The following is a 17,487-nucleotide window of genomic DNA, read 5'->3' as shown; positions in this document are numbered from 1 at the left end:
CCCGTCCGCCCCGCTTCCTGCGAGGCTGGCGGTACGACGAGAAAGGCGAGATCCATGGCAAGCAACGTCCTGCGCATCGAATCCGTTCGTATCCACCCCGGCGGCGCCACCCGCGAGGAGGCGATGAAGGAAGCCGCCGACCTGCTGGAGGCCGCCGGGTCTGTCACCGGCGAGTACTTCGCCGCCATGCAGCAGCGCGAGGAGACGGTGTCCACGTACATGGGCAACGAGCTCGCCATCCCGCACGGCACCAACGAGACCAAGCAGGCGATCCTCTCCTCCGGCCTGTCGGTGGTCCGCTACGACGGCGGCGTCGACTGGGGCGGGGAGCCCGTGACCTTCGTGATCGGCATCGCGGGCAAGGGCGACGAGCACCTCGAGATCCTGTCGCAGATCGCCATCCTCTTCTCCGAGGAGGACGACGTGGCTCGACTGAAGGCCGCCTCCTCCCCCGAGGAGCTGTTCGAGGCCCTCTCGGGTTCCGTCAACGCATGAAGGCCGTCCACTTCGGCGCCGGCAACATCGGTCGCGGCTTCGTCGGCCTGCTCCTGCACGAGGGCGGCTACGAGCTCGTCTTCTCCGACGTCTCCGCTGCGCTCGTGGCCGCGATCAACGCGGCATCCGAGTACACCGTCCACGAGGTCGGCGAGGGCGGCACCGACAAGACGGTGACCGGCTTCCGTGCCATCGACAGCTCGACGGACGCCGCGGAGCTGATCGACGAGATCGCTACCGCGAACGTCGTGACCACCGCCGTCGGCCCGACGATCCTGAAGTTCGTCGCCCCGCACATCGTGGCGGGCCTGGCCCTCCGCGACCCCTCACTTCCGCCGCTGCAGATCATGGCGTGCGAGAACGCGATCGGCGCGACCGACCAGCTGCGCGAGCACGTCGTCGACATCGCCGCGGAATCGTGGGATGCGCTGGACTCCCGCGCCGTGTTCGCCAACACCGCGGTCGACCGCATCGTCCCCGCGCAGGCCGTCGGCGGCGTCGACGTCACGGTCGAGCCGTTCTACGAGTGGGCGATCGAGCGTGGTCCGTTCGGTGACAACCCGCCGCACATCCCGGGTGCCCACTTCGTCGACGACCTCACGCCCTACATCGAGCGGAAGCTCTTCACGGTGAACACCGGGCACGCCACCACGGCGTACTTCGGGGCGCAGGCCGGCATCGAGCGCATCTCCGACGCTCTCGCCGACCCCGCGATCGCGGCGAAGGTCGAGGCGGCGCTCGAGGAGACCAGCGCGCTGCTCGTGCAGAAGCACGAACTCGACCCCGAGGTGCAGAGCGAGTACCGCCACACGATCCTGCGGCGCTTCCGCAACCCGGCGCTGCCCGACACCGTGTGGCGGGTCGGTCGTCAGCCCCTGCGGAAGCTGTCGCGCCACGAGCGCTTCGTCGGTCCCGCCGCCGAAGCGATCGAACGGGACTTGTCCGTCGACGCACTCGTCGCGGCGATGGCCGCGGCCCTGGAGTTCCAGGATGCCGAGGACGCGCAGGCCGTGGAACTGCAGCGGCTGCTCGGCGAGCTCGACGCCCGCGGCTTCACGGCAGAGGTGACCGGGCTCGACCCCGAGCACCCGCTGTTCGGCCGGGTCGAGGAGATCGTCGCCGCACGACAGGCGGCGTTACGCTCGTGAGGTGACCGACACCAGCCCGTCCGCCGACGGGGCGCCCCGTGCGCCCCGTCGGCGTTTTCGTGTCCTGCGATGGGTCCTCGCGGGGCTGGGCGGGGTCGTGCTGCTGCTCGTCGCCGGCATCCTGATCTACAGCCAAGTCGGGGTGATGGGTGCCGAACCCGATCCGCTCGCCGAGGCCCGTGCGAACCCGGGCCTGACGATCACCGAGGACGGCGCGGGCATCGTGCTCTCCCCCGCTGCCGGCGACACCGGTCGTGGTCTGGTCTTCCTCCCGGGTGCGAAGGTCGATGCGCTGGGCTACGTCGCAACGTTCGCGGACACCGTGGTCGATGACGGCGTGACGGTGGTCATCACCCGCCCGTGGCTGAACCTGGCCTTCTTCGACCCGCGACCGCTGTCGACCTTCACCGACCTCGCCCCCGACGTCCGGGCGTGGGCGGTCGGCGGGCACTCCCTCGGCGGCGTGCGGGCCTGCCAGCTCGCCGGGGACGCCGATGCCCTGGTGCTGTTCGCCTCGTACTGCGCGAACGACCTGTCGGCATCCGGACTGCCCGTCCTCAGCCTTTCGGGTTCAGAAGACGGACTTTCGACCCCACAGAAAATCGCCGACGCCGCCTTGCAGCTCCCCGCCGACGCGGCCTTCGTCGAGATCCCCGGCGCCTCGCACGCGTCGTTCGGCGCCTACGGACCCCAGCCCGGCGACGGTACCCCGACCGCCGACCCCGCCGACGTCGATCGGATCATCGCCGAGCAGCTCGACGTCTTCCTGCCCGCCCCCTGACGCCGGGGCGCGCCGTGCTGCGGTCGCCCCGCGGCCTCCGCGCCGAACCCTGCGCCGGCCGCGCCCCCGACCGCCCGCGCCGGCCGCCCGCGCCCGCCGCCCGCGCCAAACCCCGCGCCGGCCTGGTCGCCCTGGCCTGGTCGCCCCGGCTCGGCCTCCGCGCCGAACTCCTGAGTTCTCCCGCGGTTTCGCCGGTGCGTGGTGTCGCTTAGCCGAACGCGGCGAGAAACTCAGGAGTTCGGCGCGGCGTGGTCACCCCTCCTCCACAGCCCGGGCGGTCATCCACAGATCCCCCTGAGGCCCCGACGTCGCACGTCCGGTGCGGCGAGGGTGGCTCGATGGCATCCCTTCTCCCGCATCACGCGGCACCCGTCGTCTGGTCGACCCGTCGATTGCGGGCTGTGGGGTGGTCGAAGCGTGCCATTGCGCGCGCCGCCGAAGACGGAATGCTCATCCGGGTCCGCCGGGGGCGGTACCTCGCCGCCGACACGGATCCCCGCATCGTCGAGGCCGCTCGCGTCGGCGGACGCCTGGACTGCATCAGTCTGCTCGAGATGTCGGGGGTATTCGTTCTGCACCGTGACGGTCTCCACCTTCAGCAGGATCCGCTCGCCAGCCGTCGTCCTCCTGCCGCCCGCGGCGTGCGCTACCACTGGCGTCCGACGCGAGCGACGCCGACGACTCCCGTCGTCGACATCGTCGAGGCACTGGCTCAAGCCGTCCGATGCCAGGCGCCGCGAGCAGCGGTGGCCACCCTCGACAGCGCGTGGCACCTCGGGCTCGTCGATGAATCAGGCATCGCGGAGGTGTTCCAGCGCCTGCCACGGAGGTTTCAGGTGTTGCAGCGGCTGCTCGACCCGCGCAGCGAGACGGGAACCGAGACTCTCGTCCGACTCATCCTGAAGAGCCTCGGATGCCATGTCGAACTGCAGGTGCGGATTGCCGGGGTCGGGCGGGTGGACCTCGTCGTGAACGGGTGGCTCATCGTCGAGTGCGACAGCAAGCAGTTCCACGGCGCCTGGCACAGCCACAAGAATGACCGCCGACGCGACCTCGCCGCCCTGGAGCGCGGCTTCGCGACCGTGCGACTCCTGGCCGAGGACGTTCTGTTCCACCCCGATCGGGTCCGCGCCGCTCTCGAACGGATCGTCGCGCACGGAGCGCCCGGCCCGAACTCCTGAGGTTCAGGCCCGCGGGCGCCGCGCTGCCGGGGCCGGAGCTGCGGAGGAGCGGTTTCTCAGGAGTTCGGCCCGGGCGACACCGCCGTGGGATCGGGACGCCGCCGTCCGGCGGACGACAGTGCCGCGTGCCGAACTCCTGAAAACACTCGCTCGAGCCTCGCGGGACGCCGCACAGAGCGGCATCCGGCCCGGAAACTCAGGAGTTCGGCACGCGCCCTCCCGCGCCGCACGCACCGCCGCCGCGCCCTCCCGCGCCGCACGCACCGCCGCCGCCGCGTCCTCCCGCGCCGCACGCACCGCCGCCGCCGCGCCCTCCCGCGCCGCACGCACCGCCGCCGCCGCGCCCTCCCGCGCCGCCGCCGGAACGCGGTACACGCGCCACACCTCCCGCCGCGCACGAGCGCCCGCGCCCGGCAGGGCCGTGGCGTCAGCGCGCGAAGCCCTCGGCGATGATCTCGATGAGCTCCTCGCGCTCCTCGACCGGCAGGAAAGCGCCGGCGGCGGCATTGAGCTGGAACGCCTCGAGGTCGTCGAGGTCGTAGTCGAACGCCTGCGCCAGCAGCCCGAGCTCGCGCGTCAGCGTGGTGCGGCTCATCAGGCGGTTGTCGACGTTCACCGTGACCGAGAAGCCCAGCTGATACAGCAGATCGAACGGGTGGGCGTCGAAGGTGTCGCCCCACGCCGTGATGGCGCCGCTCTGCAGATTGGACGTCGGCGACAGCTCGAGCGTGATCTCGCGGTCGCGCACCCAGCGCGCCATGTCGCCGAACGTGACGAGCACCTCCTCGCCCTCCCGCGAGACGACGTCGAGGTCGTTGGCGATCCGCACACCGTGCCCGAGACGGACGGCCCGACCGTCGATGAGGGCGGAACGAATGGATGCCAGCCCCGCACCCTCGCCCGCGTGCACCGTCGTGGGGAAGAACTGCTCGGCGAGGTAGTCGAACGCCGCACGGTGGTTCGAGGCCGGGAAGCCGTCCTCGGGACCGGCGAGGTCGAAGCCGACGACGCCGCGCCCGCGCCACGCGACCGCCAGTTCGGCGATCTCGCGGGAGCGGGACCCCTGCCGCATCGCGGTGAGCAGCTGCCCCACCCGGATGTCCTTGCCGCGTGCGTCCGCGGCATCCTCGCCCTCCTCGATGCCCTCCTGCACGGCGTCGACGACCTCGTCCAGGCTCAGGCCGCGCGTGAGGTGCTGCTCGGGCGCCCACCGCACCTCGCCGTAGACGACGCCGTCGTCGGCGAGATCTTCGACGAACTCCTTCGCGGCCCGCACGAGTCCTTCACGGGTCTGCAGCACACCGACGGTGAGGGAGAACTTCTCGAGGTAGTCCTCGAGCGAGCCCGACTCGATGTGGTCGGAGAACCAATCTGCGAGGCCCTCGGCATCGTCGGCGGGAACCTCGAGGTCGATGTCGTCGGCGAGCTCGAGCACCGTCTGCGCCCGCATTCCCCCGTCGAGGTGGTCGTGCAGCGACACCTTCGGCAGGTTCTTCAGCTTCTTGCCCTGAATGCGGACGTCGTCGGTTGCCATGGTGCTCCTCGGGTCGGATGCCATCACGCGGTGATGCGCTCGCGCACGAGCGGGGTGCGCGCGGGAGCGGTGTCGCCGATCTCCCACGCACCGTCGACCGCGGCGAGCGCACGATCGAAGCGCGCCTCATCATCGGCCGACAGGGTGAACAGCGGCTGACCGGCCGCGACGGAGTCGCCCACCGTCACGTGGAGATCGATACCCGCGGCGTGCACGACGGCGTCCTCGGCCCGCGCGCGCCCGGCGCCCAGGCGCCACGCTCCGATGCCGAACGGCAGAGCCTCGACGCGGGTGACGACGCCGGCGCGATCGGCCACGACCGTGTGCGTTTCGCGGGGGGTGGGGAGAGCGGCATCCGGATCGCCGTCCTGCGCCCGGATCATGCGCTTCCAGACGTCCATCGCACGGCCGTCGGCGAGGGCGGCCTCGACGTCGGCGTCGGGCTGCCCCGCGAGCGTGAGCATCTCGCGGGCGAGCGCGACCGTGAGCTCGACGACGTCGGCGGGACCGCCTCCGGCGAGCACCTCGACAGACTCGCGCACCTCGTTGGCGTTGCCGATGGCGCGACCGAGAGGGGTGTTCATGTCGGTGAGCAGTGCCGTGGTGTTCACTCCCGAATCGGTGCCCAGGGCGACCATCGTCTCGGCGAGCTCGCGCGCCCGGTCGATGTCCTGCATGAACGCACCGGAACCGAACTTGACGTCGAGCACGAGCGAGTCGGTGCCCTCCGCGATCTTCTTCGACATGATGCTCGACGCGATCAGCGGGATCGCCTCGACGGTCCCGGTGACATCGCGGAGCGCGTAGAGCTTCTTGTCGGCGGGGGCGAGTCCCGTGCCCGCCGCGCAGATGACGGCACCGACCTCGGCGAGCTGCGCGAGGATCTCGTCGTTGGAGAGCGCGGCGCGCCAGCCCGGGATGGACTCCAGCTTGTCCAGCGTCCCGCCGGTGTGCCCGAGGCCGCGGCCGGACAGCTGCGGTACGGCCACCCCGAACGAGGCGACGAGCGGCGCCAGCGGCAGCGTGATCTTGTCACCCACGCCGCCGGTGGAGTGCTTGTCGACCGTGGGCTTTCCGAGCGACGAGAAGTCCATCCGCTCGCCCGAGGCGATCATGGCATCCGTCAGCACGCGGATCTGATCGCGCCCGAGACCGTTCAGGAGCACCGCCATCGTGAACGCCGACATCTGCGCGTCCATGACGTAGCCGCGCGTATACGCGTCGACCAGCCAGCGGATCTCCCCCTCCGAGATCGCGCGACCGTCGCGCTGGGCCCGGATGATGTCGACGGCGTCGTACTGCTCGGCGCTCACCGGGCGGCCTCCTCGAGGTCGCGGGGACCGAAGGCGTCGGGGAGGACCTCGTCGATCGTCCGGATGCCACTGACGGTCTCGAGCAGCATGCCCGGGATCGCGTGCTCGAACAGGAGCTGACGGCACCGGCCGCACGGCATGAGCGTGCGCCCCTCACCGTCGACGCAGACGAATGCCACGAGCTGTCCGCCACCGGTCATGTGCAGCTCGGAGACCAGACCGCACTCGGCGCACAGGGTCACCCCGTACGAGGCGTTCTCGACGTTGCAGCCCGCGACGATGCGCCCGTCGGCGACGAGCGCCGCGGCGCCCACCTTGAAACGGGAATAGGGGGCGTAGGCGCGGTGCATCGCCTCGGTGGCGGCGGAACGGAGTTCGTCCCAGTCGATGTCGGTCATCGTGGAGCGGAGGGTCCTCTCGTGAAGGGGAAGGTGGGCCGGATCAGCCCTTGATATACGGTTTGCCGGCGGCCGCGGGGCCGCGGACCTTCCCGACGAGACCGGCGACGGCGAAGATCGTCACGACGTACGGCAGCATGAGCATGAACTCGCTGGGCACCGGAGAGCCGATGACGCCGAGCGTGTTCTGCAGGTTCGAGGCGAAGCCGAACAGCAGCGCCGCGAGGGTCGCGCGGATGGGGTCCCACTGACCGAAGATGACCGCCGCGAGCGCGATGTAACCGGCGCCGGCGGTCATCTCTTTGTTGAACGCTCCCACCGAGCCGAGCGTGAAGAACGCGCCGCCGAGACCGGCGATCGCACCACCCAGCGAGACGTTCCAGAATCGCGTGCGGGCGATGTTGATGCCCACGGTGTCCGCCGCCTGCGGGTGCTCACCGACGGCGCGCAGACGCAGGCCCCAGCGGGTGTGGAAGAGCCCGACGTACACCGCGACCACCGTGACGTACATCAGGTAGACGATGATCGTCTGGTTGAACAGCATCGGCCCGATGATCGGGATGTCGGCCAGCACAGGGATCGGCAGGCGTGCGAAGCGCGGCGGCGAGTTCAGCGTGTCGGCGTGCGGGGAGAGCAGCTGCGAGAACAGGAAGCTCGTGAGCCCCACGACCAGCACATTGAGCACGACACCGACGATCACCTGGTCGACGAAGTACTTGATCGCGAACGCGGCCAGCACGAACGACACCAGGACGCCCGAGATGCAGGCGGCGAGAAGACCGAGGAACAGGTTGCCCGTGGCGGTGGCCACGACCGCAGAGGTGAATGCCCCCGCGAGCAGCTGACCCTCGATGGCGATGTTGACCACGCCGACACGCTCGCTGAGCACGCCCGCCATGGCGCCGAAGATGAGGGGCACCGACAGGCTGAGTCCGCCCGCGAGCAGACCCGTGAGCGGGATGACCGCCGTCGTCGCGCCGGCGGCCGCCCACGTGAGGAACCCGACCATGAACACGACCGCGAAGATCACGGCCAACCAGATCGGCGGGCGACGGTGCGCGCGCACGATCAGGACGCTCGCGACCGTCACCAGTGCGAGCAGAACGGTGCACACGGCGCCGGTGACCACGCCGCCGAGAACCAGTTCGGGCAGCTGGATGAATTCTCCGGGGCTCGAGATGCGGAAGACGGCGTCGCCGTCCTGCCGCGCGACGACGAACAGCACGGCGGCGAGCACCGTGATCACGCCATAGACGATCGGAGCCTTCCAGCTGACGACCACGGCGGTGTCGAGCGCATCGGCCGCGGGAGCGGCCTGGGGGTGTGCGGCTGTGGTGCTCACCGGGCCGCCTCCTTCTTCTTGGCGGCGCGGACCTTGGGCTGGCGTGCCCCGGGAGCCGGCAGACGGAAGATCGCACGCACCAGAGGGGGTGCGGCGATGAACAGCACGATGAGCGACTGCACGACCAGGACGATGTCGATCGGCACACCGTTCGCCGCCTGCATGGCGAAGCCGCCGGCCTTGAACGCACCGAACAGGATGCCGGCCACGAGCACGCCGACCGGGGTGGAGCGGCCCAGCAACGCCACCGTGATCGCGTCGAACCCGATACCCGCGTCGATGCCGCTGGAGAATCCGGTCGTGACGGTGCCGAGCACCTGGTCGACGCCGGCGAGGCCGATGAGGGCACCGGAGATGAGCATCGCGTAGACGTACATGGACTTGACGTTGATGCCGGCCACGCGCGCCGCGTTCGGGTTCAAGCCGACCGCGCGGAACCGGAAGCCGAGGGACGAACGCTCCAGGATCCACCACACCAGCACAACGGCGACGAGGGAGAGGATGAACCCGAAGTGCAGGTTGTAGCCCGAGCCGAAGAGGTCGGGGAAGACCGCGGTGTCCTTCATCGGCGGCGTCGTGGGGTTGCTCGACCCCGGCGCCTGCAGCAGGCCGGGCGTGCGCAGCATGTAGTACACGAGGTAGTACGCCACGTAGTTGAGCATGATCGTCACGATGACCTCGTGCGCGCCCGTGCGTGCCTTCAGGACGCCCGCGATACCGGCCCAGATCGCGCCCGCGGCGACACCGGCGACGAGGGCAATCAGCATGTGGATGCCCCACGGCAGGTCAAAGGAGAAGGCGACCCACCCGCCCGCGGCCGCGGCGACGAGCATCTGCCCACGGCCGCCGATGTTGAACATGCCGACGCGGAACGCCAGGGCCACACCCAGGCCCGCCGCGATCAAGGGCGTCGCGAAGGTCAGGGTTTCGGTCAACGGCTTGATGCCGGTGGCGAACTCGGGGCGGCGGAAGTTGTAGATCGCCCCCTGGAAGAAGGAGGCGTAGGCCCCGGACACGGACTGCCAGATGGCAGCGAGCGTGTCACCCGGCCGGGCGAAGAAGTACGCCGAGGCGGCCTGCACGTTCTCGTCGGTGGCAGCGATCATGATCGCGCCGACCACCAGGGCGAGGATGACGGCGAGCACCGAGATGATCGCGTTGCCCGTGGCGATCTCGCGCAGCGCGCGACTCCACCGGTTCTCTTCGGGTGCCGGCGGGGGCGTCACGACGCGGGCGCCGGCAGCGGGGTCGACGGCCGCCCCGCCCTCGAGCGCGATGTCAGCGTCGGTCGCGGATGCGACATCGGTCGCGCGCTCGGCACGAGCGGCCGTCGGGTCGTGCGGGCTGTGCGAATCGCTCACGCGGCGACTCCTTCGGTCTGAGGCGCTTCGCCGGCCATCATGAGGCCGAGGACGTCGCGCGAGGTGTCGCCCGGGACGATGCCGACGACGCGGCCCCGGTACATGACCATGATGCGGTCGGCGAGAGCGGTGACCTCGTCGAGCTCGGTGGAGACGACGATCACCGGGACCCCCGTGTCACGGGTCTCGATGACGCGCTTGTGGATGAACTCGATCGAGCCGACGTCGACACCTCGGGTCGGCTGGGCAGCGACGAACAGACGCAGGTCGCGGCTCAACTCACGCGCGAGGACCACCTTCTGCTGGTTGCCGCCTGAGAGACGGCCGACGGGCGTCTCGATCGAGGGCGTGCGCACATCGAACTCGTCGACCTTCTCGCGAGCGAAGTCGGCGAGCGTCGAGAGCTGGAGGGCCCCGCCCTTGACGAACGGTGCACCGTCGGCGCGGTCGAGCATGAGGTTCTCCGCGATCGAGAACTCCCCGACGAGCCCGTCTTCCTTACGGTCCTCGGGAACGAATCCGACGCCGGCGTCGAGCACCGCCCGGACCTTCTGCCCGTTCAGCTCGGCGCCATCGAGCACGATGGATCCCTCGACGCGTTCCTGGAGTCCCAGCAGCGCCTCGGTGAGCTCGGTCTGGCCGTTTCCCTGGACGCCGGCGATCGCCAAGACCTCACCGCACCGCACGTCGAAGCTCACGTCGTTGACGACGAGCTGACCGATCGCGTCGACCACGGTGAGGTGCGAGACGGACAGGCCCACGTCACCGAGTGTCGGCGCTTCCTTCTGCACCGTGAGCTCGACCGCGCGGCCGACCATCAGCGACGCGAGTTCAGCGTTCGAGGCGCGCGGGTCGGCCTCGCCGACAACCTTGCCGAGGCGGATCACCGTGATGCGGTCGGCGACCTCGCGGACCTCGCGGAGCTTGTGCGTGATGAAGACGATGGAAGTCCCGGATGCCTTGAGTTGACGCATGATCGCCATCAGCTCATCGGTCTCCTGCGGTGTGAGCACGGCGGTCGGCTCATCGAACACGAGCACCTTGGCATCCCGCGACAGCGCTTTGATGATCTCGACGCGCTGCTGCACACCCACGGGCAGGTCGTCGACGAGCGCGTCGGGGTCGACGTCGAAACCGAAGCGGTCGGAGATCTCCTTCACCTTCGCGCGCGCCGCCGCGAGGTCGAGTCGTCCGCCGAACTTCGTGGGTTCGTGTCCGAGCATCACGTTCTCGGCGACGGTGAAGACGGGGATGAGCATGAAGTGCTGGTGCACCATGCCGATGCCGGCGCGCATGGCGTCGCCGGGCCCGGCGAAGTGCTGGACGGCGTCATCCAGCAGGATCTCTCCCCCGTCGGCCTGGTACAGGCCGTACAGGACGTTCATCAGGGTGGACTTGCCTGCACCGTTCTCACCGAGCAGGCAGTGGATCTCGCCGGCCTCGACGGTGAGGTCGATGTGATCGTTCGCCACCAGGGATCCGAAGGTTTTCGTGATCCCGCGGAGTTCGAGCTTCATGTTCCCGATCCTAAGTTCTGTGGCACCGCATCCGGGGTGCGGGCGGAGGAACCGCCTCGTGAGCGGGTCCGGTCCAGGGGCCGCACGACGACCCCATAAGGGAGGGGAGGCCGGCACGGAGCCGGCCTCCCCCAGGAGAATGGATGCCTCAGCCGGCCAGGTAGGACTCGACCGTGATCTTGCCGGAGACGATGTCGGCCTTGAGGGCGTCGATCTTCGTGGTCAGGTCGGCGGGAACCCGGTCCGACCAGTCGTGGTACGGAGCGATTCCGACGCCGTCGTTCTCGAGCGTGCCGATGAACGGGGTGGTGTCGAACTCGCCGTTACCGGCGGCGACGATGGCGTCCTTCGTACCCACGTCGATGCCCTTGAGGATCGAGGTCAGCAGCAGGCTGCCGATCGAGGGGTCGGTTTCGAACACATCGGCGTCGACACCGACGAGCGCGATCTCGCGGCCCGCGTCCTGGATCGCGACGGCGGCCGACTGGTAGATCGGGCCACCGACGGGCAGGAGCACGTCGACGTTCTGGTCGATGATCGCCTGAGCGGTCTGACGGGCGGTGTCGTTGGCCTCGAAGCCACCGGTGAAGGAGCCGTCCTTCGCGGCGCGGTCCCAACCGACCACGCGCACCGAGGTGCCGTTGTCGGTGTTGTACTTCTCGACGCCCTGGGCGAAGCCGTCCATGAAGATCGTGACGGTGGGGATGTTCATGCCGCCGAAGGTACCGACGACACCGGTCTTGGACACGCCCGCGGCGAGGTAGCCGGCCAGGTAGGCGGCCTGCGCGGTGTCGAAGATGATCGGCTTGATGTTGTCGGCATCGGTCTTGCCGTCGAAGTCCTGGTCGACGGTGTCGTCGATCGAGACGTACTGCAGATCGGGGTTCGCCTTCGCGGACTCGAGGGCAGCCGGAGCGAGGAGGAAGCCGACCGTGATGATCGTGTTGCACCCCTGGTCGACGAGGCTCGAGAGGTTGGAGGCGAAGTCGGTCTCGGCCTGCGACTGGACCTCGATCGGCTTCTTCGAGCCGAGCTCGGCGGCGGCGGCGTCGAGGCCCTCCTTGCCGAGCTGGTTGAACGACTTGTCGTCGAACCCGCCCGAGTCCGACACCATGCAGGGCAGGTAGTCGCTGGCACCGGCGGCCGCCGACGAATCGGTGCTCTCGGGCGCGGCACCGCAGCCGGCCAGCAGCACGGCCGTGCCGATCATCGCGAGGCCGCTGACGACGGCCTTCTTCGTGGTCTTCACGAATGGTCCTCCAAGACGGGGGCCCCCAACGGGTTCGGGGGACGATGGAGTCACGTTACCCACTGTGACGAACCGGTTGCGTACCAGGACGTGCCGTCCACGCCAATGGTTACAAAGACGCAATCTCGCGTGACGCGCGCGCCACACAGCGACCGTCGATCCGGGACTGGATGCCTCGGACAGCGGCATCCAGTGTCAGAGGACGTCTCCGCGACCGGTGAGTTTGAGCGCGTCCACGACGCCCTTGACGCGCTGAGCGTGCTCGCTGGTGGTGACGAGAAGCGCGTCGGGGGTGTCGACCACGACGATGTCCCGCACCCCGATGAGGCTGATGACGCGCTTGGTCTGGGTCACGACGATCCCGCTCGAGGAATCGGCCAGGACACGCGCGTCCTCCCCCAGGATCGCCAGCTCGTTTCGCCCGCCGGAGGAGTTGAGCTTGGACAGGCTCGCGAAGTCTCCGACGTCATCCCAGTCGAAGTGGCCCGGGATGACCGCCAGGCGACCCTTCTCGGCCGCGGGCTCGGCGACGGAGTAGTCGATCGCGATCTTCTTCAGGCTGGGCCAGAGGCGATCGACCGCCGGGCCTCGGCGATCGCGGTCGTCCCACGCCTCGGCGAGCTCGATGAGTCCCGCGTGGAGCTCGGGCTCGTTCACCGCGAGCTCCGCCAAGAGGACATCGGCGCGGGTGATGAACATGCCCGCGTTCCAGAGGTACGCGCGGTCGGAGAAATACTCCTTCGCGGTGTCGAGGTCGGGCTTCTCGACGAAGCGCTCGACCGTGTACGCCTCGGGCGCCCCGTCGACGATCAGCTCGTCGGCCTTCTTGATGTAGCCGAACCCGACCGAGGGCTCGCTGGGCTGGATGCCGATGGTGCAGATGTAACCGGCGCGGGCGACGGCCACCGCCTGACGCACGGCGAAATCGAACTGTCGCGTCTGGCGGATCACGTGATCCGCCGCGAACGAGCCGATGATGACGTCGGGTTCGCGGCGCACGAGGATGGCCGCGGCCAGGCCGATGGCGGCGCTGGAGTCGCGCGGCTCGGACTCGAGGAACACGTTGTGGTCGGGCACGCCGGGCAGCTCGCGCTCCACCGCGGCGCGGTGCGCGCGGCCGGTGACCACGGCGATCCGGTCGGCACCGGAGAGCGGCGCGAGCCGGTCCCACGTGTCGCGGAGCAGGGTCTGCCCCGAGCCCGTCAGGTCGTGGAGGAACTTCGGGGCGTCCGCGCGGGAGAGCGGCCAGAGGCGGCTGCCGATCCCACCGGCGGGGATCACGGCGTAGAAGTCGTCGATAGCAGGTTCGGCCATGGCACCGACACTAACGGGCGAGCCGCCGCCCTCCCCCACCCGGCGGGAAACAAAATCGGGAAGAAACGGAGGCGAAACTATCTCGACATCGAGAGAGTGTTAGGCGACCCTCATCCCCCGGATTCATAGCCCCGACGTAGTATTCAGTCGCGCCCGTGTGACGCTCAGGGCCTGCGCAGGCCCCCACACCGTGTTCGATCAGGGAGGACGACCGTGTCAGCACCAGCACGTGCCACGCCGTCGGTGAAAGAAACCACCTCGAAGAGGCCACGCGGCACTCTCTACCGAGGCCGCGAAGGCATGTGGTCCTGGGTCCTGCACCGGATCACGGGCGTCGCGATCTTCTTCTTCCTCCTGGTCCACATCCTGGACACGGCCCTCATCCGCGTCTCCCCCGAGGCATACGACGCCGTGATCGGCACCTACAAGAACCCGATCATGGGCCTGGGCGAGGTCGCCCTGGTCGGTGCGATCGCCTACCACGCCTTCAACGGCCTGCGCATCATCCTGGTCGACTTCTGGCCGTGGGCCACGCGTCACCAGCGTCAGCTCTGGTGGGGCGTGCTGGGCCTGTGGGTCGTCACGATGCTCGGCTTCACGCCGCGCCACCTCATCAACGTCTTCAGCGCCGTCACGGGGAGCCACTGATGTCCGTCGCCCAGGAAGCCAGCACGATCCCCGCACCCCGCACGCCCGCCGTGCGGAAGAAGGGCTCCAACCTCGAGAAGTGGGGATGGATCTACATGCGCGCCTCGGGCGTGCTGCTGATCGTCCTGATCTTCGGTCACCTCTTCGTCAACCTGATGACCGGCGACGGCATCCACCAGGTCGACTTCGCGTTCGTCGCCGGCAAGCTCTCCTCGCCGTTCTGGCAGTGGTGGGACGTGCTGATGCTCTGGCTCGCGCTCATCCACGGCGCCAACGGCATGCGCACCATCGTCAACGACTACGTCACGACGCCCCAGGTCCGTCGCATCCTCGTCGGCGCGATCGTGCTGTCCGCGGCGTTCCTCATCCTGCTCGGCACGCTCGTCGTCTTCACCTTCGACCCCTGCCTCGGCGTGACCGAGAGCAGCTCCCTGTGGGAGATCTGCCAGGCGTGAGCCGCGGCATCCTCCTTCCCGACTGAGACAGCAGAGGCTTTGCACACGTGAGCACCCAGAACAGCGCGGACACGATCGTCAAGGACGGCGTGCACTACCACCAGTTCGACATCGTGATCGTCGGCGCCGGCGGCGCCGGGATGCGCGCGGCGATCGAAGCCGGGCCGGGAGCCAAAACGGCCGTCATCTCGAAGCTGTATCCGACTCGCTCCCACACGGGCGCGGCGCAGGGCGGCATGGCCGCGGCGCTCGCGAACGTCGAAGAGGACTCGTGGGAGTGGCACACCTTCGACACGATCAAGGGCGGCGATTACCTCGTCGACCAGGATGCCGCCGAGATCCTCGCCAAAGAGGCGATCGACGCGGTCATCGATCTCGAGAACATGGGCCTGCCGTTCAACCGCACGCCCGAGGGCAAGATCGATCAGCGTCGCTTCGGCGGGCACACCGCGGACCACGGCAAGACGCCCGTCCGCCGAGCCTGCTACGCGGCCGACCGCACCGGCCACATGATCCTGCAGACGCTGTTCCAGAACTGCGTCAAGCTCGGCATCAACTTCTTCAACGAGTTCTACGTACTCGACCTCATCACGGTGAAGGACGACGCGGGCAACACTCAGGTCGCCGGCGTCGTGGCGTACGAGCTCGCCACGGGCGACCTGCACGTCTTCCAGTCCAAGGCGGTCGTCTTCGCCACCGGCGGCTTCGGCAAGATCTTCAAGACCACGTCGAACGCCCACACTCTCACCGGCGACGGCGTCGGCATCGTGTGGCGCAAGGGCCTGCCGCTGGAAGACATGGAGTTCTTCCAGTTCCACCCGACCGGACTCGCCGGTCTCGGCATCCTGCTGACCGAGGGCGCCCGCGGTGAGGGCGCGATCCTGCGCAACGCGAGCGGTGAGCGCTTCATGGAGCGCTATGCGCCCACGATCAAGGACCTGGCGCCTCGCGACATCGTCGCGCGCTGCATGGTCCAGGAGGTCGCCGAGGGTCGCGGCGCCGGCCCGCACCGCGACTACGTGCTGCTGGACTGCACGCACCTGGGCGCCGAGGTCCTCGAGACCAAGCTCCCCGACATCACCGAGTTCGCCCGGACGTACCTGGGCGTCGACCCGGTCGTCGAGCCGGTTCCCGTGATGCCGACCGCCCACTACGCGATGGGCGGCATCCCCACGAACATCAAGGCCGAGGTCCTGTCCGACAACGACACGGTCGTGCCCGGTCTGTACGCCGCGGGCGAGTGCGCCTGCGTCTCCGTGCACGGCTCCAACCGTCTCGGCACCAACTCGCTGCTCGACATCAACGTCTTCGGCAAGCGTGCCGGTCGCAACGCCGTCGAGTACGTCCAGACCGCCGACTTCGTCGCCCTCCCCGAGGACCCGGCGAAGGAGGTCCGCGAGATGATCGAGGGCCTGCGCAACAACGGTGGCACCGAGCGCATCGCGGTCCTGCGCAAGACGCTGCAGGACGAGATGGACAAGGGTGCTCAGGTGTTCCGCACCCACGACTCCCTCGCCGAGGTGCTCGACATCATCGCCGACCTGCGCGAGCGCTACAAGAACATCCACGTCGACGACAAGGGCAAGCGGTACAACACCGACCTGCTCGAGGCCGTCGAGCTCGGGTTCCTCCTCGACCTCGCCGAGGTCGTCGTCTATTCGGCGCAGAACCGGGAAGAGAGCCGCGGCGGTCACATGCGCGACGACTTCCCGACGCGCGACGACGAGAACTACATGCAGCACACCATGGCGTATCTGACCGGCGACCCGCACTCGTCGCACCCCGCCGACCACATCGAACTCGGCTGGAAGCCCGTCGTCTTCACCAAGAACGACGCCGGCGAACTGCGCTACCCGCCCCTGGAGAGGAAGTACTGAGATGGCATCCACCGTCCTTGAGACCGTCGACACTTCCGACGACGTCGAGCAGACCCCGGAAGACACCGGCATCCAGTCGTTCCTGGTCACGTTCAACATCCGCCGCTTCGATCCCGAGGTCGACGACGAGCCGCGTTGGGTCGACTACGACGTGGAGCTGTACTCCACCGACCGCGTGCTCGACGCCCTGCACAAGATCAAGTGGGAGGTCGACGGCACGCTGTCGTTCCGCCGCTCGTGCGCGCACGGCATCTGCGGATCGGATGCCATGCGCATCAACGGCCGTAACCGTCTGGCCTGCAAGACGCTGATCAAGGACCTCGACATCTCGCAGCCGATCTACGTCGAGGCGATCAAGGGCCTGCCGCTCGAGAAGGACCTCATCGTCGACATGGAGCCGTTCTTCGCCTCCTACCGCGAGGTGCAGCCCTTCCTGATCGCGAACAGCAAGCCCGAGCCGGGCAAGGAGCGCATCCAGTCGATCGTCGACCGCGAGGTCTTCGACGACACCACCAAGTGCATCCTCTGCGCCGCGTGCACGTCGTCGTGCCCCGTGTTCTGGACAGACGGCCAGTACTTCGGCCCCGCGGCGATCGTCAACGCGCACCGCTTCATCTTCGACTCGCGCGACGACGCGGGCGACGTGCGCCTCGACATCCTCAACGACAAGGAAGGCGTGTGGCGTTGCCGCACCACCTTCAACTGCACCGAGGCGTGCCCCCGCGGCATCGAGGTCACCAAGGCCATCGCCGAGGTCAAGCAGGCGGTCCTTCGCGGTCGCTGAGCCTGGCCCTCTCGAACGGCGGGTGCGCTTCGGCGCCCCGGCGTTCGTCGTTGCGAGAGGACGCGGCGCGAGGCCGGACGCATGCCGGCC

At 69.0% G+C, this 17,487-nt stretch carries 16 protein-coding genes; 8 read left to right on the top strand and 8 right to left on the bottom strand.

From position 1 onward, the window contains the following. The first annotated feature begins 54 nt into the window (after positions 1-54). The 4 genes from ABC271_RS05140 to ABC271_RS05125 all read left to right on the top strand — a co-directional run bounded on the left by ABC271_RS05140 (position 55) and on the right by ABC271_RS05125 (position 3,605). Complete coding sequence (locus tag ABC271_RS05140) at positions 55-495, top strand: PTS mannitol transporter subunit IIA (RefSeq protein WP_412923820.1); 441 nt, start codon at positions 55-57, stop codon at positions 493-495. Next, positions 492-1,643, top strand: coding sequence for a mannitol-1-phosphate 5-dehydrogenase (locus ABC271_RS05135; protein WP_412923819.1), 1,152 nt, complete (start codon positions 492-494; stop codon positions 1,641-1,643). The genes ABC271_RS05140 and ABC271_RS05135 overlap by 4 nt, the downstream gene beginning before the upstream one ends. Before the next feature lies 1 nt (position 1,644). Continuing rightward, positions 1,645-2,424, top strand: coding sequence for an alpha/beta hydrolase (locus ABC271_RS05130; protein WP_412923818.1), 780 nt, complete (start codon positions 1,645-1,647; stop codon positions 2,422-2,424). A gap of 338 nt (positions 2,425-2,762) precedes the next feature. After that, on the top strand, positions 2,763-3,605 hold the full coding sequence (locus tag ABC271_RS05125; RefSeq protein WP_412923817.1) for an endonuclease domain-containing protein: 843 nt from the start codon (positions 2,763-2,765) through the stop codon (positions 3,603-3,605). A gap of 427 nt (positions 3,606-4,032) precedes the next feature. On the opposite strand, the gene ABC271_RS05120 is transcribed toward ABC271_RS05125, so the two are convergent. The 8 genes from ABC271_RS05120 to ABC271_RS05085 form a co-directional block, all read right to left on the bottom strand. Next, positions 4,033-5,139, bottom strand: a complete 1,107-nt coding sequence (locus ABC271_RS05120; protein ID WP_412923816.1) for an adenosine deaminase — start codon at positions 5,137-5,139, stop codon at positions 4,033-4,035. A gap of 23 nt (positions 5,140-5,162) precedes the next feature. Then, the gene (locus ABC271_RS05115) at positions 5,163-6,452 is read right to left on the bottom strand and encodes a thymidine phosphorylase (RefSeq protein WP_412923815.1); all 1,290 of its coding nucleotides are present in this window, start codon (positions 6,450-6,452) and stop codon (positions 5,163-5,165) included. Beyond that, positions 6,449-6,850 carry a cytidine deaminase gene (locus ABC271_RS05110; RefSeq protein WP_412923814.1) on the bottom strand — a complete coding sequence of 134 codons (402 nt, stop codon included), beginning with the start codon at positions 6,848-6,850 and terminating at the stop codon, positions 6,449-6,451. The genes ABC271_RS05115 and ABC271_RS05110 overlap by 4 nt, the downstream gene beginning before the upstream one ends. Positions 6,851-6,893: 43 nt before the next feature. Beyond that, on the bottom strand, positions 6,894-8,192 hold the full coding sequence (locus ABC271_RS05105; RefSeq protein WP_412923813.1) for an ABC transporter permease: 1,299 nt from the start codon (positions 8,190-8,192) through the stop codon (positions 6,894-6,896). Beyond that, on the bottom strand, positions 8,189-9,553 hold the full coding sequence (locus ABC271_RS05100) for an ABC transporter permease (RefSeq protein WP_412923812.1): 1,365 nt from the start codon (positions 9,551-9,553) through the stop codon (positions 8,189-8,191). The genes ABC271_RS05105 and ABC271_RS05100 overlap by 4 nt, the downstream gene beginning before the upstream one ends. Continuing rightward, on the bottom strand, positions 9,550-11,070 hold the full coding sequence (locus tag ABC271_RS05095) for an ABC transporter ATP-binding protein (protein WP_412923811.1): 1,521 nt from the start codon (positions 11,068-11,070) through the stop codon (positions 9,550-9,552). The genes ABC271_RS05100 and ABC271_RS05095 overlap by 4 nt, the downstream gene beginning before the upstream one ends. 148 nt (positions 11,071-11,218) lie before the next feature. Continuing rightward, a complete protein-coding gene (locus ABC271_RS05090) occupies positions 11,219-12,319 on the bottom strand; it encodes a BMP family lipoprotein (RefSeq protein ID WP_412923809.1) in 1,101 nt (366 codons plus the stop codon). A 195-nt stretch (positions 12,320-12,514) separates the two neighbouring features. Next, the gene (locus tag ABC271_RS05085) at positions 12,515-13,633 is read right to left on the bottom strand and encodes a mannose-1-phosphate guanylyltransferase (protein WP_412923808.1); all 1,119 of its coding nucleotides are present in this window, start codon (positions 13,631-13,633) and stop codon (positions 12,515-12,517) included. Between the two features lie 213 nt (positions 13,634-13,846). Between ABC271_RS05085 and sdhC the strand changes: the two genes are divergently transcribed. The 4 genes from sdhC to ABC271_RS05065 are packed head-to-tail and all read left to right on the top strand — an operon-like array spanning position 13,847 to position 17,397. Further along, the gene (gene sdhC, locus ABC271_RS05080; RefSeq protein ID WP_013583715.1) at positions 13,847-14,281 is read left to right on the top strand and encodes a succinate dehydrogenase, cytochrome b556 subunit; all 435 of its coding nucleotides are present in this window, start codon (positions 13,847-13,849) and stop codon (positions 14,279-14,281) included. Continuing rightward, complete coding sequence (locus ABC271_RS05075) at positions 14,281-14,736, top strand: succinate dehydrogenase hydrophobic membrane anchor subunit (RefSeq protein WP_412923807.1); 456 nt, start codon at positions 14,281-14,283, stop codon at positions 14,734-14,736. Before sdhC ends, ABC271_RS05075 begins: the two co-directional genes overlap by 1 nt. Before the next feature lie 47 nt (positions 14,737-14,783). Beyond that, a complete protein-coding gene (sdhA, locus tag ABC271_RS05070; RefSeq protein ID WP_412923806.1) occupies positions 14,784-16,613 on the top strand; it encodes a succinate dehydrogenase flavoprotein subunit in 1,830 nt (609 codons plus the stop codon). 1 nt (position 16,614) lies between these two features. After that, positions 16,615-17,397, top strand: coding sequence for a succinate dehydrogenase iron-sulfur subunit (locus ABC271_RS05065; protein ID WP_412923805.1), 783 nt, complete (start codon positions 16,615-16,617; stop codon positions 17,395-17,397). The last annotated feature ends 90 nt before the right edge of the window (positions 17,398-17,487 follow it).

The organism is Microbacterium canaveralium (assembly GCF_047238045.1).
In the GTDB taxonomy this organism is placed as follows: domain Bacteria; phylum Actinomycetota; class Actinomycetes; order Actinomycetales; family Microbacteriaceae; genus Microbacterium.
This window is presented reverse-complemented; position numbering and strand designations above follow the sequence as displayed.